This window comes from Blautia pseudococcoides (assembly GCF_001689125.2).
GTDB classification, from domain to species: domain Bacteria; phylum Bacillota; class Clostridia; order Lachnospirales; family Lachnospiraceae; genus Blautia; species Blautia pseudococcoides.
Window position 1 is genome coordinate 3,111,164 of the sequence record NZ_CP015405.2, and the last position, 24,111, is coordinate 3,135,274.

The 24,111-nt window shown below is 47.5% G+C and carries 22 protein-coding genes; 3 read left to right on the top strand and 19 right to left on the bottom strand.

Annotated elements, in window-relative coordinates:
• Positions 1-146: 146 nt before the first annotated feature.
• The 5 genes from A4V09_RS14870 to A4V09_RS14890 all read right to left on the bottom strand — a co-directional run bounded on the left by A4V09_RS14870 (position 147) and on the right by A4V09_RS14890 (position 4,061).
• Positions 147-473, bottom strand: coding sequence for a cupin domain-containing protein (locus A4V09_RS14870; RefSeq protein ID WP_065544801.1), 327 nt, complete (start codon positions 471-473; stop codon positions 147-149).
• A 94-nt stretch (positions 474-567) separates the two neighbouring features.
• A complete protein-coding gene (locus A4V09_RS14875; RefSeq protein WP_084043614.1) occupies positions 568-837 on the bottom strand; it encodes an acylphosphatase in 270 nt (89 codons plus the stop codon).
• A gap of 184 nt (positions 838-1,021) precedes the next feature.
• Positions 1,022-2,014 (bottom strand): ornithine cyclodeaminase family protein, encoded by a 993-nt coding sequence (locus tag A4V09_RS14880; RefSeq protein WP_065543043.1) that lies wholly within the window; start codon positions 2,012-2,014, stop codon positions 1,022-1,024.
• A gap of 53 nt (positions 2,015-2,067) precedes the next feature.
• Complete coding sequence (locus A4V09_RS14885) at positions 2,068-3,651, bottom strand: BCCT family transporter (RefSeq protein ID WP_065543044.1); 1,584 nt, start codon at positions 3,649-3,651, stop codon at positions 2,068-2,070.
• A 98-nt stretch (positions 3,652-3,749) separates the two neighbouring features.
• Positions 3,750-4,061 (bottom strand): aromatic amino acid lyase, encoded by a 312-nt coding sequence (locus tag A4V09_RS14890; RefSeq protein WP_084043615.1) that lies wholly within the window; start codon positions 4,059-4,061, stop codon positions 3,750-3,752.
• A gap of 198 nt (positions 4,062-4,259) precedes the next feature.
• Between A4V09_RS14890 and A4V09_RS14895 the strand changes: the two genes are divergently transcribed.
• On the top strand, positions 4,260-5,150 hold the full coding sequence (locus A4V09_RS14895) for a LysR family transcriptional regulator (RefSeq protein ID WP_065543046.1): 891 nt from the start codon (positions 4,260-4,262) through the stop codon (positions 5,148-5,150).
• 16 nt (positions 5,151-5,166) lie between these two features.
• On the opposite strand, the gene A4V09_RS14900 is transcribed toward A4V09_RS14895, so the two are convergent.
• Complete coding sequence (locus A4V09_RS14900; protein WP_084043617.1) at positions 5,167-6,153, bottom strand: M14 family zinc carboxypeptidase; 987 nt, start codon at positions 6,151-6,153, stop codon at positions 5,167-5,169.
• 59 nt (positions 6,154-6,212) lie between these two features.
• Between A4V09_RS14900 and A4V09_RS14905 the strand changes: the two genes are divergently transcribed.
• On the top strand, positions 6,213-7,046 hold the full coding sequence (locus A4V09_RS14905) for an HAD family hydrolase (protein ID WP_065543048.1): 834 nt from the start codon (positions 6,213-6,215) through the stop codon (positions 7,044-7,046).
• A 93-nt stretch (positions 7,047-7,139) separates the two neighbouring features.
• On the opposite strand, the gene A4V09_RS14910 is transcribed toward A4V09_RS14905, so the two are convergent.
• The 10 genes from A4V09_RS14910 to A4V09_RS14950 all read right to left on the bottom strand — a co-directional run bounded on the left by A4V09_RS14910 (position 7,140) and on the right by A4V09_RS14950 (position 20,375).
• A complete protein-coding gene (locus tag A4V09_RS14910; protein ID WP_065543049.1) occupies positions 7,140-8,423 on the bottom strand; it encodes an adenylosuccinate synthase in 1,284 nt (427 codons plus the stop codon).
• A 214-nt stretch (positions 8,424-8,637) separates the two neighbouring features.
• A complete protein-coding gene (locus A4V09_RS14915; protein ID WP_065543050.1) occupies positions 8,638-10,014 on the bottom strand; it encodes a DUF4179 domain-containing protein in 1,377 nt (458 codons plus the stop codon).
• On the bottom strand, positions 10,008-10,490 hold the full coding sequence (locus tag A4V09_RS14920) for an RNA polymerase sigma factor (RefSeq protein ID WP_065543051.1): 483 nt from the start codon (positions 10,488-10,490) through the stop codon (positions 10,008-10,010). Before A4V09_RS14920 ends, A4V09_RS14915 begins: the two co-directional genes overlap by 7 nt.
• Before the next feature lie 161 nt (positions 10,491-10,651).
• Complete coding sequence (locus A4V09_RS24540) at positions 10,652-10,816, bottom strand: cupin domain-containing protein (protein ID WP_157123507.1); 165 nt, start codon at positions 10,814-10,816, stop codon at positions 10,652-10,654.
• A gap of 284 nt (positions 10,817-11,100) precedes the next feature.
• Positions 11,101-12,390, bottom strand: a complete 1,290-nt coding sequence (locus tag A4V09_RS14925) for a Na+/H+ antiporter NhaC family protein (RefSeq protein ID WP_065543052.1) — start codon at positions 12,388-12,390, stop codon at positions 11,101-11,103.
• A gap of 21 nt (positions 12,391-12,411) precedes the next feature.
• On the bottom strand, positions 12,412-13,845 hold the full coding sequence (gene purB / locus A4V09_RS14930; protein WP_065543053.1) for an adenylosuccinate lyase: 1,434 nt from the start codon (positions 13,843-13,845) through the stop codon (positions 12,412-12,414).
• Between the two features lie 86 nt (positions 13,846-13,931).
• Positions 13,932-14,642 carry a phosphoribosylaminoimidazolesuccinocarboxamide synthase gene (gene purC, locus A4V09_RS14935; RefSeq protein WP_065544802.1) on the bottom strand — a complete coding sequence of 237 codons (711 nt, stop codon included), beginning with the start codon at positions 14,640-14,642 and terminating at the stop codon, positions 13,932-13,934.
• 136 nt (positions 14,643-14,778) lie between these two features.
• Positions 14,779-15,558, bottom strand: coding sequence for a tetratricopeptide repeat protein (locus A4V09_RS14940; protein WP_065543054.1), 780 nt, complete (start codon positions 15,556-15,558; stop codon positions 14,779-14,781).
• A gap of 10 nt (positions 15,559-15,568) precedes the next feature.
• Positions 15,569-16,816 (bottom strand): DUF5716 family protein, encoded by a 1,248-nt coding sequence (locus A4V09_RS14945; RefSeq protein WP_065543055.1) that lies wholly within the window; start codon positions 16,814-16,816, stop codon positions 15,569-15,571.
• A gap of 16 nt (positions 16,817-16,832) precedes the next feature.
• On the bottom strand, positions 16,833-20,375 hold the full coding sequence (locus tag A4V09_RS14950; protein WP_198168546.1) for a DUF5717 family protein: 3,543 nt from the start codon (positions 20,373-20,375) through the stop codon (positions 16,833-16,835).
• A gap of 285 nt (positions 20,376-20,660) precedes the next feature.
• On the opposite strand from A4V09_RS14950, the gene A4V09_RS14955 reads away from it, so the two are divergent.
• Positions 20,661-21,755, top strand: a complete 1,095-nt coding sequence (locus tag A4V09_RS14955; RefSeq protein ID WP_065543056.1) for a pyridoxal phosphate-dependent aminotransferase — start codon at positions 20,661-20,663, stop codon at positions 21,753-21,755.
• Positions 21,756-21,816: 61 nt separating this feature from the next.
• Here the strand turns inward: A4V09_RS14955 and folK are convergent, their stop codons facing one another.
• The 3 genes from folK to A4V09_RS14970 all read right to left on the bottom strand — a co-directional run bounded on the left by folK (position 21,817) and on the right by A4V09_RS14970 (position 24,048).
• On the bottom strand, positions 21,817-22,647 hold the full coding sequence (gene folK / locus A4V09_RS14960; RefSeq protein ID WP_065543057.1) for a 2-amino-4-hydroxy-6-hydroxymethyldihydropteridine diphosphokinase: 831 nt from the start codon (positions 22,645-22,647) through the stop codon (positions 21,817-21,819).
• 4 nt (positions 22,648-22,651) lie between these two features.
• Positions 22,652-23,470 (bottom strand): dihydropteroate synthase, encoded by an 819-nt coding sequence (folP, locus tag A4V09_RS14965; RefSeq protein ID WP_065543058.1) that lies wholly within the window; start codon positions 23,468-23,470, stop codon positions 22,652-22,654.
• A gap of 74 nt (positions 23,471-23,544) precedes the next feature.
• Positions 23,545-24,048: an HD domain-containing protein gene (locus A4V09_RS14970; protein WP_330396438.1), complete on the bottom strand. Its 504-nt coding sequence runs from the start codon at positions 24,046-24,048 to the stop codon at positions 23,545-23,547.
• Positions 24,049-24,111: the final 63 nt, after the last annotated feature.

Consider the following 24,111-nt stretch of genomic DNA (forward strand, 5'->3'; position numbering starts at 1 on the left):
TGACATAATGTGGCAGATACAACACTGATTTTAAATTTTTCTTTTCAAATACTAACTAAAAATTGGACATAACTGCTAAAGTTTTATACATACAAAAAGGAGAAGCGCCTTACCGCCGCTTCCCCTATGTATGTATAAGTCCTGTATCAATCAAAAATGATCAATGCCATAAACACTAAGTCTTCCTCCCCAGTATTCACCAGCCCATGTCCGTGATCATCCGGTGTAAAGGTTACATCCCCTGCCTTTACCGGGCGTACTGTGCCATTGTCATCATAGTCTCCCTGGCCGGACAGAATATAGTAAGTCTCGCTCTCATTGTGGTGTTCATGATATCCAAGGGAACATCCCGGCTCAATGACTACCTCTGCGTACAGACCGCATTTTCCATTCAGCTCCTTCTCTCCTAAAATATGCTTAATGATCACATGGCCCTTGCCCCCGCACATATTTTCTACTGTTTCTGTTTTCATCATACTTCTTCCTCCATGCAAAAAGGTCCCCAAAGGTGGGTTCCGCTTTTACGGGCTTGTCAATATTTTCCTGCATAAATAATATTCCTCTGTTTTAACTTTTTACACAGAACCCATTCTCCTCCCGCACCGGAATCTCCTTGGCATCAACCCCTTCAATCCGTATAAAATTCCCCATGGACAACCGTTCCAGGAAGTTTGCTATCTCCTGCTCTTTGCCCTGCAGTTCCATTTCCACGCATCCGTCCCAGGTGTTCTTCACCCATCCGGTCACCTGCAGAAGCCGTGCCAGGTGCTGCGCCCGGTACCTAAGCCCTACTCCCTGTACCAAACCGGTCAGTATAAAATGCTTTCTGATTTTCATTTCTTGCGTCAATTCCTCCATAAATGTGTATATCCAGAAATTAAAAATTTTTTCTATACAGTTTGCATTATACCACTTTTTACAATGTCTGCAACTATCTTTCGCAACTTTCCTTTTTATCCAAAAAAAGCCGTCCCGCAGCCGTAAAAATTTCCCGGCTGCAGGACGGTTTTAAGAGGGTATTCTATCGGTATTTCAATGTTGTGCCTATTCCCATTTTTAATGCTTTTTCATATACTAACTGTCCCAGTGCAATGTCATTTGTTGAAAGTCCTCTGTGCCAGAATAAAATGGTCTCATCCTCACGCTGTCTGCCCGGTTTTTTCCCTGCCACAATCTCTCCCAGTTCTCCATACAATGTATTCTCGCTTAGTTTTCCTGTCTCCACATGTCTGCGGAGGCTTCCCAGGATGCCGCCTTTGCACTGTCCCCAGTCGTCCACCACGATCTTGTCCATCACATCTGTGAGGGAGAGTTCCACCGCGCTGACTGTCCCATAGGGAACCACAAAATTCCCCGGCTGTACCCACTCTGTTTTCAATAGAGGCGTAGGTTCCATAAGACGGGTGGCCTCCACCATGATATCCGCCCCTTTCAGGCACTCTTCACTGTTCTGGGTCACTTTAACCGGTTTGCCCAGTTTTTTGGTAAGCCGTGCCGCAAAATCCTCCATGGATTCTTTTCTGCGGCTGTTCACACGAATCTCCTCAAAATCATAAATGGAATCAAGAAGCACCACGTTCCACCATGCGGTTCCTCTGGAACCCAGATGCCCCAGGATTTTATTTTCTTTCTTTGCCAGATACTTCGCTCCGATGGCTGTCAGAGCACCCGTACGCATAGATGTGATTTCCGTAGCGTCGACCACGGCTCTCGGCGCCCCGGTTTTAGGGTCGTACAAATTAAGCAGGGCCATTTCTGACGGCAGATTGTGTTTATAGTTATAAACATAGTCTCCCACAACTTTCACGCCTGCCACATCCATAGGCTCTATATATCCTCTGAGTACATTGAAATGTCCATGAAATTCCGGATCGGGGATCAGATGTACACGGGGCTCAATGACTGTCCTGCCATTTCCCTGGGCCTCCAGGCTTTTCTCCACTGCTCCCAGAATTTCTTCATTTGTCAGTTCCAGTTTTTCAATATCAAATGCATTTATGTATAATAAATCCATAAGCACCTCCAAAATTTAATAAATTTTTCTCTGCTCGTTTTCTGCAAGCACTTCTATTCTTTCTTCCCATTCTTCTCTTTTTTCAAATCCACAAAAAATGTTTTAATAAATGCGATCAACTGCAGCAGGAATACAAAGAGTACCAGAAAACCTCCCACCGAAGCCAACTGTTTTACGCCGTCTATACCACGTACACCGCCTGCTACGGCTCCCATGATAATGGAGATGGAACCGATCAGGATACCCCAGATCAACTTCTGGGACTTTGGAGGCTCCTCCTCCATATTCTGTCCCTTGGTACAGATGGATGCAATGGTGCTGGTCATGGAGTCCGCCGCTGTGGAGAAGGACAGCATGAGGGTAATCATAACAACCGGAATGATAATAATTCCCAGCCCCAGCGGAAGGTTCTGCAGAAAGGCCCAAACGCCTGCTGTAGCGCCGCTTTCCTTGATGACTCCAACCATATCCACAACACCGTTCATCTGCCAGTTCAGTCCTGTTCCTCCCCATACGGAAAACCACACGATACCGAATAAGGATGGCATAACCCAGTTGATGATCATAAATTCACGCACGGTTCTGCCATAGGCAATCTTTCCAAGGAAAATACCCATGATGGGAGCATAGGCGATCCAGGAACACCAGTCAGCCAGGGTCCACCATCTTGTCAGCGCCTCGCCGCCCACATCACCGGAATCCAGTCCCCAGATAAAGAAATTATTCAGCCACTCTCCCAGTCCTGATACGGAATTGCTTAAAATGATCGCCATTGGTCCTGTGATGAACAGGAAGATCAGCAGACCATAGAAAATCTTACTGTTCAGGGATGCCAGTCTGCGGATCCCTTTATCCACGCCCAGGATAGCGGAGCTTGTAAAAATAAGAGTGGCTATCCCCCCAAGAAGTACCCAGATGAATGTATTATTCGGTATTTTATATACAACATTCAGCCCGGAAATAAGAAGCGCCAGACCGGTTCCCAGGCCGGAAGACATTCCCAGTGTGATCGCAAGGGAACACAGCGTATCTACTGTATTCATAAATATGGGATTTTCTGTCTTTTTTCCAAAAAGAGGCTTTAAGGTGGAAATTACAGACAGTTTTTCTTTCTTGTTGAAATACATGTAGGCAATGAGAAGGCCCGATACCGCATACATGGCATAAGGTACAAATGTCCAGTTATAAAAACATCTGCCAAGCGCAAAACGTGCCGCCTCCTGGGTTCCCGCCTGAATGCCCAGCTGGTCCAGCTCACCGTACACATTTCCATAGTATATCAAAGGTTCATTGATCCCCCAGTTTACAATTCCCACTGCAATTCCGCCTGTCAGTATCATGGCAAACCAGGTTCCGAAGGGATACTTGGGTTTTGCATTGGCTCCGCCGATCCGCATATCTCCCAGCTTAGAACATGTGACAATGGCTATGACTACAACTGAAACAACTGCCACAAGCTGATACAGCCATCCGAATTTCCCAAGGGAAAAACCAAAGAAGGCTTTGGCTCCCTTTGCCAGCCCCTCATTATTGATAAAACCAATCGCTACAACAATTGCCATGATAACAAAAGCAGGAATAAATACACCCTTCCGCACAAGTCCGGCAGAACCTGTCTTTTCTTTCGTTTCTTTCATCTTTAACCTCCCAATTCTTCTCCAATCCGTTTATATGTTTAGTTTTCGCAGAAATGTTCCCTCTTTCAATAGTTCATAAACGGCCTCTATATCCTCAGTCAGTATACGGTCATCCTTATCATAAAACGGTATTGTTTCCTGAGGACGGCAAGCCCTTTCCCTGTTATTTCCCCAAATGTTTCCCCTCTCCGCAAATCCATCGCCTGGCCTGCAAGCATGAGTTCAATCCCCAGGACATAGCAGAGATCGTCCAGTATTTTATCCGGTCTCTGCACAGCCAAAGGCGCGCTGGTGCTCCTGTCCTCAATCTCACCGGCAAGCGGAAAGGTATCCATGGACACGGGGTTTGCCAGACTGCGGATTTCCGCGTCCAGAGCTGTGAACGTCTTCTGGATCGTGGAAAACGCTATGACACTCTCCTGTCAGACTGTCCCCGGTTAAACAATGATTTCCTCATCCCCTTTACATATTGATTATAGTAATAACATATTTTTTCATTCAGCCGAATTTTCATTTATTATGGTCATAATAGCACTTGATTTTACTCTTGTAAAATACTAAAATATGGTTATGTTATGAGTTTTTTTAATAGCAAAGGAGGATACCCCATGACACTCCGCCACATGTCCATATTTCTGGAAGTTGCATCCTGCAACAATATGAGTATTGCTGCCCAAAACCTGTATATTTCACAATCCACGGTCAGTCTGGCTATCTCTGAGATTGAAAAGACTTACAAGGTCCGCCTGTTTGACCGTCTGAGCAAACATCTCCGGCTCACAGAGGCAGGTGTGCTGCTCCTGGATTACGCATCCAGAATCATTTCCCTATATAAAGAAATGGAGTCCGCACTTCTGGGACTCCATCTGAAACAGATCCATATTGGAAGCACGCTGGTGGCTGCCTCCTGCCTGCTGCAGGATATTATCCGGGCATACCATATCATCTGCCCGGATGTAAGCACACGTTTTACTATTGACGACTCCTATTTTATGGAGAAAAAGCTGGCCTCAGGGGAACTGGATGTAATGCTTACAGAGACAAAGGGAAGCCACAGCAGCCTTGTCTATACCCCTTTTTTGGATGATACTTTTGTGGTCATATGCAGTCCTGATCATCCCTATGCCCGGAGAGAAAGTCTTTCCATTGTGGATTTTGAAAATGAGATGTTTCTCCTGCGGGAGGAAGGAAACAGCACCCGCGCGGCTCTGGAGCGGGCCCTGAGCAAACAGGGCCTTTCCCTTACTAAAAGTCATGTATATCATAACATTGACGCCCTGAAGGAAGCTGTAGCTGAAAATGAAGGGATCTCCATGATCTCTAAAATGTTGATACGGGAAGAACTTTCCAGCCACAAACTCCACGCCTGCCCGGTCACAGACCTGCCCATAAAGCGTGTTTTTTATATCGTACAGAGAAAGGACAGGGCCTTTCTTCCCTATGTCAAAGAATTTATTCGCCTGTGCCGGGAAACTTCCGGCAGAAGGTCTGACAGTTAAACGAAAAAAGAGGGCTCTATTTCTTTTCTTCTATGATATCCAGCAGAGTTTCTTCCCACACATATCTGTTTTCCCGCAGAACTTTTTTGTATGCAGACTGGGGCAGCGGGGAATCCGCCCTGCCGATTTCAATGGTCAGGCTTGGAATTCCCCTTTTCAGTAATGCCCAGTCCTTATATCCTGCGGGATCCAGCTCCTCGTAATTGCCGTCCGGCTCATATCCCGTGACAGCAGCAATACGGTTTGCAAAGGCCTGTGTCCTGGCTGCCAGTTCCCCCTGCTGCCCGAAAGCCCAGTATATGACTCCGCCGGAGGAATGATAGCTGACAGTGCGCGCGAAGTTTTCCTTTTTTGTCAGATTAACCAATGCCTGGGCCTCCCTGGTGCTCTCTGGGGCGGTACCCTTGTATTTTTCCCTGGAGGGTCTGCCGATCCCATCCACATAATCCTCCCACAGGGCATCAAAATTCCGGTTCACATCCACACCTTCGGCATTGGATTTCCACCGTCTGAAATAAGATTTCCACGGCATTCGTGCCCCATCCCGGTCCGCGATCTCCCACACCTGTTCCCGAATCCCGGGTGACTGCATGCCCTCAGCCCCAAACTGGCTGATGGTCACCCCGTCCGGATTTGCCATGGGAATTATATGGAGGGCACGGTCTTTCAGCAGCTCACGGTAGGAATATCCCTTGTAGGTTCTGTCCTCGTGAAGCAGATTCTCCACAAATTCCCCCATCTGTTCCATGACAAGCTGGCTGGTCATGTATTCTCTTCCATGTATTCCCGCAAAAATCAAAACCCTGTCAGAGGCATTTTCATCTCCCATTCTCACATGGTACAGCTTTCTGCCATCCATCGTATCACCTACTGTCTGAACTTCCATAATTCCTTTAAAAATTTTGGAAAATATATGCAAATCATTCTCCATTTCTCGGTAAGTATAGCCTGAAAATTGGACAAATTGTCGATTTTCTCTTTGATTTCGAGCATTTATGCACATTGACGGATACCTCAAAACTCATTATAATTAAAGATATTCTATGGGAGGGAGAATAAGAAGTGAAGAAGCTGAAACAAATTGCTGCGCTGGTTGGAGCCGTACTGCTTCTTAGCATGTACGTCCTGGCTTTTATTTTTTCTCTTTCGCACAACCCAAATGCCGGTAATATGCTGCTGGCCGCAATCTACTGCACGGTACTTGTTCCCGTGTTTTTGTATGCCTGCCTGCTGGTATACCGCTATACAAGGCAGAAAAATGATATTCCTCAGATAGACACTGCATCCTCCGCTGTAGATACTTTTATCTTTGACCTTGGAAATGTGCTGGTCCGTTATGACTGGAAAACCTATTTAAAAAGTTTGAAATTCAGCGCGGAAGCAGTACAGGCTGTGGGCGATGCTGTATTTGACAGCCCTGATTGGGTGGATGCTGACCGAGGTGTGCGGAATGAAGAAGAAATTCTCCAGGCCTTTATTGACAATGACCCGGAATACGAAAAAGAAATACGTGAGGCATTCGCAAAAATGAGCGGTGCCATACATACCTACTCTTACACAGTGGACTGGCTGAAACATTTGAAAAAGAGAGGATATAAGCTCTATTATCTATCCAATTTTTCACAGCCTATGTATGAACGCTGCAAGGAGAAAATGGCATTTCTGGATCTTATGGACGGCGGCTACATGTCCTGGCAGGTAAAAATGCTGAAGCCGGAACCGGAGTTCTACCAGAAACTGCTGAATGACTTTCATATCAAGCCGGAGAAGGCGGTATTTCTTGACGATGTACTGGAAAATGTGGCGGAAGCCCGTTTGCAGGGAATTAATGCTGTCCATTTTAAGGGCAGGAAAGAGACCATCCAAAAATTAGTGGAAGAATACGATGTGCTTTAAATGGGATAAGACATAACAAAAACCGATTGGCCTGCTGACCAGTCGGTTTTTGTTATGTTAATACATTTCTTTTTCCATTATATCACACAGCTTTTATTTATTGCGGTAAATAATATCCTCACGGCTTGGGCCGTTGGAAACCATGGTGATGGGGAATCCGATCTTCTCTTCCACGAACTCAATATATCTGCGGCAGTTTTCCGGAAGCTCATCGTAATTTTTAATGCCGCGGATATCGCAGTTCCAGCCCGGAAGTGTTTCCAGAACCGGTTTTGCCTTTTCCAGCCTGCCTGTTGTGGGGAAATCTGTTGTGATCTCGCCGTCGATCTCGTAAGCCACACATACCGGAATCTCCTCCAGATATCCCAGAACATCCAGAACCGTGAAGGCCACATCTGTAGTTCCCTGCATACGGCAGCCATATTTGGAAGCCACACAGTCAAACCATCCCATACGTCTTGGGCGTCCCGTGGTGGCGCCAAACTCTCCGCCGTCACCGCCGCGTCTTCTCAGCTCGTCTGCTTCGTCACCGAAGATTTCAGATACAAATGCACCGGCGCCTACTGCGCTTGAGTATGCCTTGCAGACTGTGATGATCTTCTTGATCTCGTAAGGCGGAATACCTGCGCCCACTGCACCGTAAGCAGCCAGTGTGGAGGAGGAGGTAACCATTGGATAGATTCCGTGATCCGGGTCTTTCAGGGATCCGAGCTGTCCTTCCAGAAGCACTTCCCTGCCCTCTTTCAGTGCATTCCACAAATACAGGGAGACATCACACACATAGGGAGCGATCATCTCCTTATACTCCATCAGCTCTTTCATGATATCATCCGGATTCAGAAGCGGTTTGTGATATAAGTGCTCTAAGGTCACATTCTTGGTCTCGCATACACGCTCCACTTTTTCTCTCAGTGCCGCGTCATCATCGAACAGCTCGCTGACCTGGAAACCGTTCTTTGCATATTTATCAGAATAAAACGGCGCGATTCCAGACTTGGTGGAGCCAAAAGATTTTCCTGCCAGACGCTCTTCCTCATATTCGTCGAATTTGATATGATAGGACATGACCATCTGCGCGCGGTCAGAAACCTTGATCTTCGGTGCAGGTACACCCTTCTCCACAATAGAATGGATCTCTTTAAACAGTACCGGGATATTAAGCGCAACACCGTTTCCGATGACACTGGTTGTGTGGTCGTAGAACACACCGGACGGAAGAGTATGGAGCGCAAATTTTCCGTAATTGTTTACAATTGTATGACCCGCATTGGCACCGCCCTGGAATCTTACGATGATATCGGATTCCTGTGCGAGCATGTCAGTGATCTTGCCCTTACCTTCATCTCCCCAGTTAGCCCCTACTACTGCTTTTACCATTTTTCATTCCTCCTAATGAACTTTTTGTACCCATGTATCATACTACATTTCTTTTAAGAAATAAAGTTCAAATTTGTATTTTCGGACGAAAAATTGTGGATTTTTATGGGAAAGGAGCTGTCTTCCCCGTGTTTTGACGGTTGAAAACAGCTCCTTCCCAATCACAGAACGGAAATTACGGACTCCCCCTCTGCCTGCTTTTTATCAAAAATTGTTAGTCAAAATGCACTTCTGTGGCGAATTTTGCCTTCTCATCTATAAGGGCCTTATAGCCATCCTCCTGCCTGTGCCCTTTCAGCTCATCCATATATTCCATGTAATCACATAAATATACATAGACGGTGGAGACATCGTAATTTTTCACCGGAACGGTATTGACATTACCTGAAATAACTTCCATGGCCCTGCCCTGGGCATCCAGGATCACAGGAAAGTAATCTGCCCGTTTCGACTCATCCTCATATAACTCGTTTACAGTCAGCTCAAAAGGTGTTTTCACTACAGACGCAATACCTGCGCCCTCTTCATTCATCTGGTTTACTTCTGCGGTCTGTACTTTGGAATGGTCCGCTTTAATATCCAGTTCAAACTGCCAGGAGCCATCCATCCACCAGTTTTCATGGCTGTTTGGAAAGCTGTTCCATCCACCCTCATTTTCCGCCTCTGTCATGACCTGTTTCCACTCTTCATCTGACATGGCTTCCAGTTCTTCGTCTGTGTATCCTGTATCAAAAACGTCCGGTTCTGCCAGTTGTCCTATGATCTGGCTGATATCCAGATTCAGGGTAAACTGTTCCGGGATCTCTAATTTTGTGCTGTATTGTTTCACTACCTCCGCATCAACCATAAATTCTTCCCCGGCTGCTTCCGCTTCGGCCTGTTTTTTCTCCAGCTCTGTGGCATCCGTATTTTTCATATTCAGGTCTATGCGCATAACCCCTGTATAGGTATTGTCATCCAGAAACTCCCCCTCCAGATAAACCAGATCATTCTGTACCTGAGGGTTAAAACTGTAATTTTCTGTTGTCTGTATGCAGATGGAAGGCTGCCCGGATTCATTTTTAAAGGTGTCCTGAAAGGGGTCCTCTGACTCGATCAGCACAGACAGATACAGAGCGGAACCGCTGCAGTAGCTTTCTGACATGGTGACCGTGGTACCGTCCACTGTTTTTGTAAAGGCGCCTCCGGCCTGGCCCTCCTGTCCGCCTCCGGCCTGATTTTCTGCTGTTCCAGACTCCAGAGGTTCCGCATAGTCTTTATAATTTTCTCCGTATGACAGTTTTCCTTCCATCCGTTCAAAAATATGGCCGATCAGGGGCAGATTGGATGCCCACACCGGATTCTGATAACATGCCCCCAGAAATACGGCCATTGCAGCAGCCATGGCTGTGCAGCCCATTGCTGCCCTTTTTAAACGTCCTGTTCCTCGTTTTGCCTTTCTATTCATACTGACAACTTCTGCGCCGGCAAAAGCCTTCTCCCCTGTATGCTCAGCCCTTTGTTCTATCAGTTTCAAACTCTCCTCGAATCTGTCGTGAAATTCCTTTGAAGGTTTCGGTGCCTCATTCTTCCATTTTCCCTGTTCTAACATAATGCTTCCTCCTTATCACCAAGACTTTTCCTGAGCTGATTTCTTCCCCTGTACAGACGTGTTTTCACGGTATTTTCCTTAATTCCCATCATCTGGGCGATCTCCGCAATGGAGAAGCCTTCTATATAGAATAATATCACCGCAATGCGAAGGTCCTCCGGCAGACCCTTGATGGCTGTATAAAGGTCTGTATATAATTCGTCTTCGTTTCCCGGCTCCCTCTCCACATACGCTTCGTAAGGAACCAGACGTTTCTTTTTCCTCTGTATCTGATAGCACTCATGGATCAGGATACGTGTCAGCCAGGTTTTGAAATACTTCTCTTCCTTTAACGTATCTAATTTTTCAAAAGCCTTCAGAAGCGCCTCCTGAACTGCATCCGCACTGTCCGCATCGTTTCTCAAAATGGACATGGCTACATGATACAGCGTGGTTTCCGCTTCCCTGACGGCTTGTATAAATTTCTGCTGCTGCATGGGTTCCTCCTTTTTGTGTACCGGAAAGGGCCTTCTCCCCGGTTCTAAAAAACGTGAGCTCCGTTTTTGTAAACAATAGACAGAAACAATAAGGTTCTGTAAAATCTCTATTGTTATTAATTAGATACCTGGCATGATAAAAAGGTTCTTAAAAATATATATTAAATCAAATGTTGCCCTGACCCGGACACTACAATCACGATCTCATCATATTCATGGGTATGTTCCATAAAATCCTGATTCACAGTTACCCGTTCCACATACAGACTGTAGTCCTGAAAGGTCTGGTACTCCTGTTTGAAATATTCTGTTTTTTGTATAAACATTGACACCTCCTTCAGGGATGTTATTGACGGGCACCTGGTTTTGGGAGAGCAGAAGGAAATAATCCTTAACTGTAGCCTGATGTGATTTCTGTTCGTCAGACCAGAGATTTGCCTCCACCTTCCTTCAGATTCCACTTCACAATGGACACCCTTGGTCTTGGCTGTATCCTTCCCACTACTAGGGGGGATTAGGGACTTTCACCCATTAGAAACGTGCGCCGCCAGGCGCACAGAAAAGGCAGCCATATTCCCAAGTAATATAGCTGCCTTTTTTAACCTTAATTTTATCCCGCCACTTCTCTCCTGCGGAAAATGATAAATCCAATGGCTGAAACTCCCATTAAAATAGGATAAAACAGATACGGCATGATCGCCATAGGCGTAAGCCCGGACAGACTGGCAGCGGCCAGAAGCTGGGCGCCGTAGGGAATCATTCCCTGGCCTACGGAGGCAAAGATATCCAGCAGGGATGCGCTTCTCTTTGGGCTTACCTTGAACTCTTCGCTGATCTCTTTTGCAATGGGTCCGGCCATAACGATAGCCACCGTATTGTTGGCTGTACAGCAATCCACCAGCAGCGCCAGAACAGAGATTCCGAACTCCCCGCCCCGCTCGCCGCTTATCCGTTTCTTGATCACATACAGGATATATTCGATACCTCCGTGTTCCTTCACCAGCGCCACAATGGCAGCTACAATAATGGAGATCACTGTGATATCATACATACCTGTGATGCCGTCGCCCATCTTCTGAAACATTTCACTGACAGCAAACGCGCCTGTGCCTACCCCCACAATAAGGGACAGCACGGTACCTGTGATCAGTACGATGAACACGTTAATACCAACAAGCGCCCCAATCAGGACCACCAGGTATGGGATCACCTTGATGATCTGAAACTTCAGATCGCCATCAATAATCCCTGCATTTCCCCTGGCTATGAAGAAGAAGATCACAGCCGTGATAATGGCTGCAGGCAGGACAATGAAAAAGTTCTCCCTGAATTTGTCCTTCATCTCACATCCCTGTGTCCTCACTGCCGCGATGGTGGTATCGGAAATCATGGACAGATTATCTCCAAACATGGCTCCGCACACAATAGCTCCCATACAGATAGGAAGGGGAATACCAGTTTTCTCAGCAATCCCAACCCCGATGGGGGCCATAGCGGTAATAGTACCCACACTGGTTCCCATGGAGATGGAAATAAAACAGCCGATCACAAACAATCCTACCACAGCAATCGAGGACGGCATAATGGAAAGCCCCAGATTGACTGTGCTCTCTACCCCGCCGGCGGCTTTGATGGAGCCGGAAAAGGCTCCGGCTGCCAGGAAGATCAGGCACATGGTGACAATGTTCTCCTCACCGATCCCCTTGGAAATGATTGACACTTTCTCCTGGAATCCAACTTTACGGTTCTGGAAAAATGCCACAGCAAGGGCAATCAAAAATCCCACAATGGCCGGCATAGTATAAAAGTCATGGAACAGGATACCTGCCCCAATGAAAATGATCAAAAATACCCCAATGGGCAAAAGCGCTATGGGATTCCCTCTCTTTTGCTCCTTCATGTAAAAACCTCCCGATTGTTTTTATACGTTGATCTCTGCGTTCATGCCCAGAATTTCTTTGTTTTCATCCAGAACAGGCTGCACAACACTCTTCAGGAATGCCTCCACCTGTACCTGGGCACGACCTGTATAGCGGGAAGGTTCCATGGTCTTCTGCAGATCTTCCAGGCTCATATTGAATGCCGGGTCTGCGGCGATCAGCTCCAGAAGGTTATTCTCTTTTCCTTCTACCTTCACATTCTTTCCTGCCTCCATGGACAGCTCACGGATCCTCTCATGCAGTTCCTGGCGGTCCCCACCTGCCTTAACAGCATCCATCATAATGTTCTCTGTAGCCATGAACGGCAGTTCGCTTCTCAGACGTTTTTCAATCACTTTCGGGTATACGACAAGGCCGTCCACCACATTCAGGCACAGATCCAGGATACCGTCAATAGCCAGAAATCCTTCAGGAACAGAGAGGCGTTTGTTAGCGGAGTCATCCAGGGTCCTCTCAAACCACTGGGTAGCGGAAGTGATCGCCGGATTCAGGGCATCTACCATTACGAAACGTGACAGGGAAGCAATACGCTCGCTTCTCATGGGGTTTCTCTTGTAAGCCATGGCTGAGGAACCGATCTGGCTCTTCTCAAATGGTTCTTCCACTTCCTTTAAATGCTGCAGGAGTCTGATATCATTGGAGAACTTATGGGCACTGGCTGCAATGCCTGCCAGCACATTCAGCACTCTGGTATCCACTTTCCTGGAGTATGTCTGTCCTGATACAGGGTAGCATTTTTTGAATCCCATCTTCTCTGCGATCATAGGGTCAATCTTGTCAATGGTCTCCTGGTCACCGTCAAACAGTTCCAGGAAGCTGGCCTGTGTGCCTGTTGTACCTTTGGAGCCGAGAAGCTTCATGGTGCTTATGACATAATCCAGATCTTCCAGATCCAGCATGAATTCCTGCATCCACAGGGTTGCCCTCTTGCCAACCGTGGTAGGCTGTGCAGGCTGGAAATGTGTGAAGGCCAGGGTTGGGAGCGCCTTATGCTCGTCCGCAAATTTAGACAGCTCTGCGATGACGTTGATCAGTTTCTTCTTGACCAGTTTCAGGGCTTCTGTCATTACAATAATATCCGTGTTGTCACCCACATAACAGGAGGTTGCACCCAGATGGATGATTCCTTTTGCCTTGGGACACTGTACACCATATGCGTATACGTGGGACATAACGTCGTGACGTACCTGTTTTTCCCTCTCTTTTGCCACATCATAGTTGATGTCATCCACATGGGCTTTCAGCTCGGCAATCTGTTCCTGGGTAATATTTAACCCCAGTTCTTTCTCTGTCTCTGCCAAAGCGATCCACAGTCTTCTCCATGTGCGGAACTTCATGTCCGGGGAGAAAATATACTGCATTTCCCTGCTGGCGTAGCGCTCGGATAATGGGCTTTGATATCTATCTGTACTCATTTAAAATCTCCTTTTCCATTTACAATAATAAAAAGGGCACCGCGAGGCGCCTTCCCAGCCGGAAGGTGTCCCGGGCACCCCTCTGATCAAGCCAGGCCCAGACGTTTGAAAACTTCGTTATATGCCTCTTCTACGTTGCCCATGTCTCTTCTGAAACGGTCTTTGTCCAGCTTCTCATTTGTCTCTACATCCCAAAGACGACAGGTATCCGGTGAGATCTCATCAGCCAGGATGATGGTTCCGTCCGCTAATTTACCGAATTCAATCTTGAAGTCAATTAACTTCATTCCTGCGTTCAGGAAATATTTCATTAAAAATTCGTTGATCTTTCTTGTATATGATTTAATGGTGTCGATCTCTTCCTGTGTAGCCAGTCCTAATGCCAGCGCATAGTCATCGTTGATGAAGGGGTCGCCCAGGTCATCATCTTTGTAGCTGAATTCTAAGATTGGGCAGAGAAGCTGTTTTCCTTCTTCCACTCCCATTCTCTTGGAGAAGCTTCCTGCAGCCACGTTACGAACAATTACCTCTAAAGGAACGATGCTCACTTTTTTCACGGCTGTCTCGCGGTCACTCAGTTCTTCTACGAAGTGAGTCGGCACGCCTTCCTTTTCCAGCTGCTGGAAAACATAGTTTGTCATGCGGTTGTTGATAGCGCCCTTGCCTGTGATTGTGCCTTTTTTCTCACCGTTGAATGCAGTTGCATCATCTTTGTAATCTACGATCACTACGCCGTCTACATCCGTTGCAAATACTTTCTTTGCTTTTCCTTCATAAAGCTGTTCTAACTTCTTCACCTTCGTACACCTGTCCTTTTTCCATAATATTGATTTCTCATAACTGCCTGGTACCTTCACAGTTACGATTCCTCTTTCACTGAGAAACGTTATGATACACAAGGAATTATATAACATCGGTTTTCAAAACACAAGCCTAAAATCCTGTGCTTCTGTGGTATTCTTTTGTGTATTTTTCCAAAACATCCCCCATATCTTCCTGTTTCTCCCGGGGAACGCTGATTTTTCTCTCATCCATCTCCATTTGGATCTCCCTGCAGGTATCCAGATCGGCTCCCATTTTGGCACATTCTCCCTGCCACTGGGCTTCCTCCATGAGCATCCTGCAGGTACACAGATAATGTTTCAGAACCAGTTTGGTATGAAGACTTTCATATGCTTTTTCAAAGCAGGCCTTTGCCTCATCCATCTGGAAGAGATGCAGATAGGCACAGCCCATATTGTGGTAAATTTCACCCTCATACTGTCCGCCCAGACCGCCGGTATCCACACTTCTGAGTGCATCCTCATAGATGCGGATGGCATTGACATACATCCGGTTGTCAACCAGATAGTCGCCTTTTTTCTTCTTGCGTGCCACATCGGGAAGCTGCTCTAAGACTACAAGCTCCTCGTTCAGCTTCTTGAACTGCTCATGGGTCAGATAATTGATCTCCCTGAATACGGCCAGGATAAAGTCCCCTGCACCGCGCTCCTCCTCCAGGATACGGTACAGCTTCTGATAGAGTTTTAAAAGGCCCAGTTCATTTTTTATCCAGTCACAGAGATGTTCATTGATAATGGTCTCATCCAGCAGATAGATGTTGTGGTAGAGATAATAACATAATTCTTCTATGCTGTAGATATTTGTGCTGATGTTCTCAATATAAAACGGAAGAGAAGCCCGCTTTATCTGACATAATATGTATCCGCTCATCTGTTTCCTCCTACCACACTGCTCTCTCGGTCCACATCAGACCGCTTGAGGGGAACATTTCCCCAAATCCCAGGTCCTGTACCAGAATGATGCAGGTATCTGCCGATTCATACATGACGTGTACCCTGAGTCTTGTGGTCCTGTCAGGCCTCTTTGGAAGTCCCGGCAGTTTCATGCAGTAATGTCTGACTTCACCGCCGTCCATGGGTTTCACCATGAATTCCAAGTCCTGCCTGCCATCCAGAAGCAGCTCAAACTCATGCTCTGTCTCATACCAGTTTCTTCCCGCCTCAGCAACCGTGTAATTCTTTTTTGCTCCCTGGATCAGCATTTCCATGCTCACATGGTTCTGCACCAGGGCATTTCCCACGTACAGGTATGTGCCCAGAAGCTTCTCCTCCGTCCGCTCCCTGGCCGCATAGCAGGCACCTTTCACATACATGTTATTCCCATAATATACATGGCGCTGGTTCTTGCACAGGAGAGGTACGCTTCTCACTGCCCAGTCTTTTGAAAAACCGTCGCCCACCAGATAGATTCCCCCATATGTGTCGTTCCCGCAGGAATCCGCGATCAACTGGTAAAAATCCACATCTTTCTGATCCGGGTCTTTTGGCAGGGTTATGGTCTTGCCGTGCTCCACTGTGACCAGCATGGGTTTCTTCTGGCTGTCAACCACCATGCGGGAAAAGGTGGCTTTCCCCTTTTCAAAGGTGAAAAGTCCTGTCATCCTGTTCCAGTTATCCGGTCTTTTGCTCATCACATAGTAATAGAAGCTCTCCTCATAATCCTGCAGAAGCACCTGCCCTGAAGTAAACTTCAGACGGCTGCACACTCTCTGCAGCTTGCGCACCAGCACCCGGTTCAAATCCGGTACTGTGATCATCAGTGTCTTGATCTGTCTTACAGGCTCTGCCACGCCCAGAACAGACAGGCAGCCTTTTAAATATATCTCCAGCAGCTCTTCCGGTCTGTACCAGCCGCCGTCAATCTGGGCCGGTTCCCCCTGCGCCCAGATTTCCAGCAGATTGTCCACCGGGATCTCCCCCTCATGCGTGGAGAAATAATCTGCCTCCATGCCAAAATGCCACACCTCAGTCCTGGGCCTTTTGGAAAGTCTGGTTGAGAATGTATACTGATTGCTCCCTGTCTTCACGGAGAGAGAAACCGGCTCTTTTTCTTTTCTGTCATAATAGCAGATCTGGGAAAATTCCTTTCCCAGTTCCAGGCCCGCAATAATATTTCTTGTCTCATTCATGCCCTTGTCTGCCTCCTTATTCTATCAGTTCAAAGAGAGAGGAAACCCATTCTTCCTGCTGCCTGTACTGTCCAAGCAGTTCCATAAGTTCCTGTTCTCTTCCCTGCTGTCTTGCCGCCAGCATACGGTTGATCATCTGGTATTTTGTGCTTCCCTCCAGCTTTGCTATGGGAACGGTAAGCTTTTTCTTCTCCGTCTCATGGGTCTCTCCCTTTTGTGCAACAGTAAAATAATACTCCAGCACTTCCCCGTAAAACAGGATAAACTCTTTATTATAGATACCCTGATACAGGTTTTTCAGGGGTTCGCTTTTGAAATCTCCCGGCTCCCGGTCTGCCTGCAGCATACGGTAGTGAATCGTCACATCCGCCCTGGGGCTTGCCTGACACTGGGCAAATACTTTGTCCTCCAGCTGCATACTCTGCAGAAGCGTCCTGGGCAAATCCTGGAAGAAGGCGAATTTAAGCCCGGTTCTTCCGCATACGGATAAGATGGAGCGGGCTGTCAAAAGCCTGTTTTCCTCCCACTTGTTTTCCCCTGCATAATATTTGAGAAGGGCCAGGTCGCAGATAATGTCATACTCCCACCCCTTTTCCCTCACATGCTCCAAGGAACGGAAAATAAACGGCTCCGCCTCTTTTCCCCCCACAAAATACTGGAAGGAGACAAAGGTCAGATAGGCCAGTATTACCTGCTCCTTGCCGCTTAATTTCACATAGTCTTTCAGGACCGCGGCATCCCCGGGATGGTAAAGCCTTGTGAACATGCTGTATGTCAGAATATCTTCCTCCAGCTCGTAGGCTTCTATAGAAAATCCCATGGAGCGCTCCCACACCCGGATCATCTCATCCACAGGGCCTTCATAGTACTTGGTCAGATATTCAAGAACCACCTCATCATAGGTATTTTCCTTAAATATATGGTGAGCTAAAAGAAGCAGCTCCTCCTCGTACTCAAACTCCAGGTTAAGTATCATGCGGCTGCACAGCCTGAGCAGATCCCTGGGATCAATCTCCTCGTAACCATACTCGCACAGCAGGTCATAGGCTCCCACATACATTCCCTGTTTCACCAAAATGGTGATGAGCAGACTCTTGTTGACCTTTGCAAAGCTGTGGAAATCCATCTCCCGAAGATAGTCCTTCAGATTGTCATTGCCCATGTGCTCCTCATAGTACAGAAGCAGGCGTTTGCGCACTCTCTGTCTGTAATCCTCAGAAAAACAATCCTCCCCGGAAACATCCTGGATACAGGATATATTCTCTCTGGTTATGGGGTTCTCATGATTCAGCTCTCCGCAGGTATAGAGAAGAAGTCCCGGTGTCCTGATACCCTCCGCTAAAAGCTGCCGTGCCAGCTCCTTTCTCTCCAAAAGAGGCTGGATATTGTAATCTATGGTCTGGATATAGCGTCTCTGCCTGTCATCCTCAAAGACAATCCTGGCATCCGGGGTATAAATGGACACATAAGCCACTTTATCCGTACAGGTATAAACCTGTTCTTCCCGAAATGCCGCATGACGGACGATCACCCGGCGTATTTTAGGGTCATCACAGAAAAGCCTGTGGGTAAAAAGCACTTTCGCAAGCGCCCTCTTAACCGCAGGATCATGGGAATTCAGGCAGAATTCCTGGTATACCACCGCAAAATCCTCATTCATCCGGCCTTCCTTCAGTTTCTCACAGGCAAACTGTTCTATGCTGCTTTTATAGCTCAAATAAGTAGTTTTATCCACTTCCTTGTTGCGTATCACATTGCTGTAAACAAATGCCTTTTTTGCATCGCTCAGGGTATTGTTATAACTGAAATACATGCGTATCATACGGGGCAGTATCTTCTGGTGATTGCGGCTCATCGTCTCAATATAATACTCATACAGCCTTGTGATCTTCAGCTCTTTTTCCACTGCCAGCTCATACCAGCGGAAATATTCCTTTTTTCTGGGATTGCCCTTCATGATCAGCATACAGATAGAGCGCACCACGGCTGTTGAGGGATATTTCTCGTAAATGTATTCCAGAATCTCATAGACCTTCTGGCTGTATTCCTTCATCTGGCCTGCCAGGTCTGTAGCGCGGAAAGCCATCTCCTCTGTCATAATGTGATGACGCATGGCAAAGTGCAGCACCTGAATGGTAAAAGGACTGATCCTGCGCAGCAGTGCCCCGTCCGCTGCCGCTATCCGGCAGGCTTCCAGATACAAGAACGGACTTCTGCAGCCGGTTCTGTACTGTTCCTCCAGCAGATAGATTTTCTTGGACTGGGTTCGCACCTGCTCAGAATCTGTTCTCAGCAGAATGTACAGAAGAAGGAAACTATCCTCCCTGCGCTGGTAAAGCTGGTGGAGACGCACCACCATCTTCTCCCGGATCTCCTGGCTGCAGCCCAGCACATCTTCCAGATAGAGATAGACACCCTCCAGTTCCTCCTCAGCCTCAATCCGGCTGTTGTCCTTCAGCTTGTCAAGCGCTTCCCTTGCTTTGCCGTCCTCCCCGCATTCATGATAGAACCACACTTCAAACAACTGGTGTTCCGTGGTATAATGCCCTGTCTCCCTGAGTTCTGATAAAAGATCCAGGGTTTTACTCTCCCACTGGCTCTTAGGCAGCTTCTCCAGGCTGTGATCCAGATAATCCCTTAAAAGCTCCAGTTTCTTTTTCTTCTCATAGGCAGTGACATTTACCTGGATTTTCCCGCTCTTGGAGGCCATGACCTCATATACAAGAGTCTGGTAAACGGTTTTGATACAGATTCTTCCGTAGTTCCTTCCGTGCCCCAGATTCTCCCTGCGGATAATATACTGCAGCTCATAGACACTGCCGATAAAATCCTCGTCCCGGATCGTTTTTTTCTCCACCTCCAGGAAGTCGCCCTCCGCACTCACAGCGGCATTTAGATACCCCCATCCGCTCCTGCGTACCCGGACTGTATCCATGAGGGAACTCTGCACTTCATAAATCTCCAGTTTTTCCTGTTCCAGATGGAGCTTTACAGGCTCTTTCTTGCCTGTTCCGATGAGGAATTCCTCCAGATGCTGCCAGGTCACAGGGTTCTTCGCCATGGCATAATAATAGGGCAGCACCTCCTGGTCCTCCTTCAAAAGTTCCGGGAAAGAGGCATCCAGAAACAAATGGTAAGCCTCTTTAAAGTCCTTTTTTGCCAGCTCTGCAAAGGCACCCAAATCCTTAATAGAGCCTGCAGATGTCTTGATCCTGCAGGGTTCCACCTGGATAGCAAAAGGAATCCTGTACTCTCCGATGCTGGTGCTTAAAACCAGTTCTCCCTCAAAGGAATCCCCCGGATTCAGGCCTTTTACATCTGCTCCGTAGGGTATCTCTATCTTCTCCCCGGTAAAACGCTCTTTTCCCAGAAGAAAACGACGGTGGGAAGAATAGGCGATCCCCTTAATGCGGCTCCCGTTCTCTGCTGCTATCATCAGCTCTCCCCTGATATTTTCCCCTGCCTTTGTACTTTCCCTGATCTCTTCCCTGGACAACAAAAGGCCGGGAACCTCGTATTCAAATCTTCCATTTATCAGTTGTTCTATTCTTCTCTTCAATGTATTTTACCCCGTTATCTATTCTGTTTCCATCCACGCTCAGTACCATGCCGGCTTCGGCATGCGCAGCAAATACGATCAAAACGGCTACTCCAATGGCACAGAGAACCGATTATTATGTTGAACTATTTATTATATCCCGCTATAATGTGGTTAAGTATATATTTTTTTCAGGGCCAAGTCCTGAATAGTACAATTATACACTACAAATGCAAGGGGTGCAACCTCTGCTGCCCCTCCCCAAACTCTATAAATATGAAAATGCACAGAAACGGAGGCATACGCATGCTGAAACATAAAGACCACTTCCACGGCAGCGACCTGGAAAAAATCGAAGAAATCTATGGAATCAAAAAGGAAGACATCACCAGTTTTTCCGCCAATGTAAATCCTCTTGGCATCTCTCCCCTTTTAAGGGAGACACTGGCAAGCCATGTGGACGCCATCACCACCTACCCGGACAGGGACTACGCAAAACTGCGCAAAAGTATCTGCGCCTACACCGGAGCCCAGTTTGAGAACATTATTGTGGGCAACGGCTCCACAGAGCTGATCTCCCTGTTCATCCAGACCACCCACCCGGAAAAAGCCCTGATCCTGGGTCCCACCTACTCAGAATACGAGAGGGAAATCGCGCTGGAAGGCGGACATACCCTCTATTATCCCCTGAAGGAGGAGAACAACTTCCAGATGGATGTAAACGACCTGTGCAGCCAGATGAAAGACGGCCTGGACCTGCTGGTACTCTGTAATCCCAACAACCCCACCGCCTCAGCCATCTCCAGAAAAGACATGCGGAAGATCCTGGATGCTGCCCTGCAGTACGGCATTGCAGTCATGGTGGACGAGACTTATGCAGAATTCGCCCCGGACGACTTAAAAGTATCCTCTATTCCTCTGACCAACAATTACAATAACCTGATCGTACTCAGGGGGATATCCAAGTTTTTCGCAGCCCCCGGCCTGAGACTGGGCTATGCTGTAACGGGAAATCCGGACTTATTAAAATACATCAATACCAAAAAGAACCCCTGGACCATCAACAGCCTGGCCGAGATCGCGGGCTGTATCATGTTCTCAGACAAGGATTATATAGAAAAGACCCGCACCCTCATCACCACAGAGCGGGAGCGGCTGCTTTCGCTTTTGTCCGCATGGGATACTGTGAAGGTCTATCCCTCCTGTACGAACTTTATTCTTATAAAAATATTGAAGGAGGATGTCACTTCAGATATGCTGTTTGACTGTTGTATAAGAAAAGGGCTTATGATACGTGACTGTTCCACATTTCCGTTCTTGGATTCTTCCTATGTGCGGTTCTGTGTGATGAGTCCGGAGAAAAATGATGAGCTGATTGGGGCTTTTCGGGAATTGTTGTAAGAAATGTTTTGGGCGGAGGGGTGGGGTGCTCCCATCACCTTCCCTCCGCCCTATACCTACCTCATCTCTTTAATTCCGCCGCCAACTGCCCCACTGTCTTCCCAAGGACCGGATGCAGTTTCCAAGGAGCGATCTCCGCCAGCGGGATCAGCACAAAATCCCGCAGATGCATTTCCACATGTGGTACGTTCAGTTCTTCTGTATCTATGATCTCATCATCAAATAACAGCAAATCCAAGTCCAGTGTTCGCGGTCCCCAGTGTACCAGCCGTTCTCTTTTGGCTGCCTGTTCAATTTCATGCATCCGCACCAAAAGCTGAAACGGCTCATACAAAGTCCGCATACTGAGGCAGGCGTTCAGAAAGTCATCCTGCTCTACGCCGCCATAGGGTTCGGTCACCAGATACTCTGATACCTTCAGAACTTGGCAGCCTTCCGTCTTGTCCAGTTCCTCCACCGCCATATCCAGATATGCCTTCTTATCTCCCAGATTGGAACCAAGGGCAATATAGGCGGTATGCCATCCCCTGGTTATCTTTACGGATACGGTTTTCAGCGGAAGCCCCACAGGGGCCCAGGGTTTTTTGATCTCCAGGGTGACTGCTTCCAGATGGGCGATGCTTCGGAGCATCTCCTCTGCCAGATGCTCCGCTGCAGCTTCAAGAAGCTTAAAGGTGTGCTTCTGCATGTAAGAAGTGATAAAATGGCTCACAGCACCATAGTCAATGGATGCTGCCAGTTCATCGGTTCTGCCTGCACGCAGTGTATTTGTGTACAGTATAGCGGATACCATGAATTTCTGGCCCAGTTTATTTTCCTCAGGGAACACACCGTGGTTTGCAAATATCTCCAAATCTTCTATGGTGATCTTATCGTATTTTTCCGGATTCATATGCTTATATTCCCTTTCTCTGCCGCAGAATTGCCTGTGTCATGCGTATGGCGCGCAGGTTTTCTTTCACATCGTGGACTCTGACAAAGGCAGCACCTTTCTCTACGCCCATAACAGTAGTGACCAGTGTACCCTCCACCCTCTGGTCAGCAGGCAGGTCCAGGGTATTGCCGATTACGGATTTTCTGGAGGCTGCCAGAAGAACGGGATACCCAATCTCCCGCAGCATTTCCAGATGGTGGATCGCAGCCAGATTATGTTCATAGTTCTTTCCAAACCCTACGCCCGGGTCCAGGATGATCCTGTCATCTGCCACACCGGCCTCTTTTGCGATAGCAGCACACTCCCTTAAATCCCGGCACATATCCTGCATGAAATCTGTGTACTCTGCCTTCTCTCTGTTATGCATCAGACAGCAGGGGACCTGATACCGGGCCGTCAGCTCTGCCACCTTTTTGTCATATTTGAATCCCCAAATGTCATTTACCATATCAGCGCCTGCTTTTAAGGCAGCTTCCACTACCTGGCTTTTATAGCTGTCAATGGATACCGGAATATCAAAATTCTGTTTCAGCATCTCTATGACGGGCACCACCCGGTCGATTTCCTCCTGCACGGTGATCTGCTGGTGTCCCGGACGCGTGGACTCTCCGCCCACGTCAACAATGGCAGCCCCTTCTGCGATCATGTCTGCTGCGTGCTGTTTTGCCCGCTCCATATCGTTCCACTTTCCGCCGTCTGAAAAGGAATCGGGGGTCACATTTAAAATCCCCATAATATAGCATTCATGTTCCGTATCAAAGATTCTGTTTCCGATTTTCATTTTTTTATCTCCTTTTTCGTTACTGTTCACAGGCTACTGTCCCTGGGCACGGCGTGGACTGTGTATCATAACGCTCACACGGTCAGCCGCATATTTTTCTTTTCCGTACTCCAATTACACTCCGCCTCTGCAGGGCAGGAAAAACAGCACCGGGACCTTTTGTCCGCGCGGTAAAGAATCCCGGCCAGATTCTTCCCTGTTTTCACTGAAATGTCTCTATGGCCTCCGATGGCCTCAAGAATCTCCTCTGTCTCCCTGTCCGAAAAGCCGCACGCTCTGAGTATAGGGGCTGCAATCTTTACTCCGCCTTCCTGGTGGGGAACCCCCTCTGTATACTGCAGGCCTCTTCCGATATCATGCAGAAGAGCTGCCGCATATATGATCTCTTTTGAAATCCCAAGACTTAGTTCCAGATTTTCAATATATGCAAGCCTTGCCGTATCCAGCAAATGCCGGGCGTCATGTCCGCAGAAAATCCGTTCTTTCTCCAACTCTTCAATATTATGTAAACTCTTTTGATAGCCCTGGTGGTTCCAGATCCGGTTCACCCGGGGCATATCCTCTTTGTTATCTGTCACTTTTCCGCTCCCTTCTGCCTGGAATGAATTTTCAAACACACTCCAGGGCCGCTGAACTTTTCC

What these genes read in the sequence shown, in the direction of transcription:
- folK (WP_065543057.1), bottom strand. Translation starts at nt 22,647, where the DNA reads ATGAATCCGGAAAAATACGATAAGATCACCATAGAAGATTTGGAGATA.
- A4V09_RS14895 (WP_065543046.1), top strand. Translation starts at nt 4,260, where the DNA reads ATGACACTCCGCCACATGTCCATATTTCTGGAAGTTGCATCCTGCAAC.
- A4V09_RS14925 (WP_065543052.1), bottom strand. Translation starts at nt 12,390, where the DNA reads ATGAAGGAGCAAAAGAGAGGGAATCCCATAGCGCTTTTGCCCATTGGG.
- A4V09_RS14940 (WP_065543054.1), bottom strand. Translation starts at nt 15,558, where the DNA reads ATGAGCGGATACATATTATGTCAGATAAAGCGGGCTTCTCTTCCGTTT.
- folP (WP_065543058.1), bottom strand. Translation starts at nt 23,470, where the DNA reads ATGAAAATCGGAAACAGAATCTTTGATACGGAACATGAATGCTATATT.
- A4V09_RS14920 (WP_065543051.1), bottom strand. Translation starts at nt 10,490, where the DNA reads ATGCAGCAGCAGAAATTTATACAAGCCGTCAGGGAAGCGGAAACCACG.
- A4V09_RS24540 (WP_157123507.1), bottom strand. Translation starts at nt 10,816, where the DNA reads ATGTTTATACAAAAAACAGAATATTTCAAACAGGAGTACCAGACCTTT.
- purB (WP_065543053.1), bottom strand. Translation starts at nt 13,845, where the DNA reads ATGAGTACAGATAGATATCAAAGCCCATTATCCGAGCGCTACGCCAGC.
- A4V09_RS14880 (WP_065543043.1), bottom strand. Translation starts at nt 2,014, where the DNA reads ATGGATTTATTATACATAAATGCATTTGATATTGAAAAACTGGAACTG.
- A4V09_RS14955 (WP_065543056.1), top strand. Translation starts at nt 20,661, where the DNA reads ATGCTGAAACATAAAGACCACTTCCACGGCAGCGACCTGGAAAAAATC.
- A4V09_RS14915 (WP_065543050.1), bottom strand. Translation starts at nt 10,014, where the DNA reads ATGTTAGAACAGGGAAAATGGAAGAATGAGGCACCGAAACCTTCAAAG.
- A4V09_RS14900 (WP_084043617.1), bottom strand. Translation starts at nt 6,153, where the DNA reads ATGTGCATAAATGCTCGAAATCAAAGAGAAAATCGACAATTTGTCCAA.
- A4V09_RS14945 (WP_065543055.1), bottom strand. Translation starts at nt 16,816, where the DNA reads ATGAATGAGACAAGAAATATTATTGCGGGCCTGGAACTGGGAAAGGAA.
- A4V09_RS14910 (WP_065543049.1), bottom strand. Translation starts at nt 8,423, where the DNA reads ATGGTAAAAGCAGTAGTAGGGGCTAACTGGGGAGATGAAGGTAAGGGC.
- A4V09_RS14885 (WP_065543044.1), bottom strand. Translation starts at nt 3,651, where the DNA reads ATGAAAGAAACGAAAGAAAAGACAGGTTCTGCCGGACTTGTGCGGAAG.
- A4V09_RS14870 (WP_065544801.1), bottom strand. Translation starts at nt 473, where the DNA reads ATGAAAACAGAAACAGTAGAAAATATGTGCGGGGGCAAGGGCCATGTG.
- A4V09_RS14875 (WP_084043614.1), bottom strand. Translation starts at nt 837, where the DNA reads ATGAAAATCAGAAAGCATTTTATACTGACCGGTTTGGTACAGGGAGTA.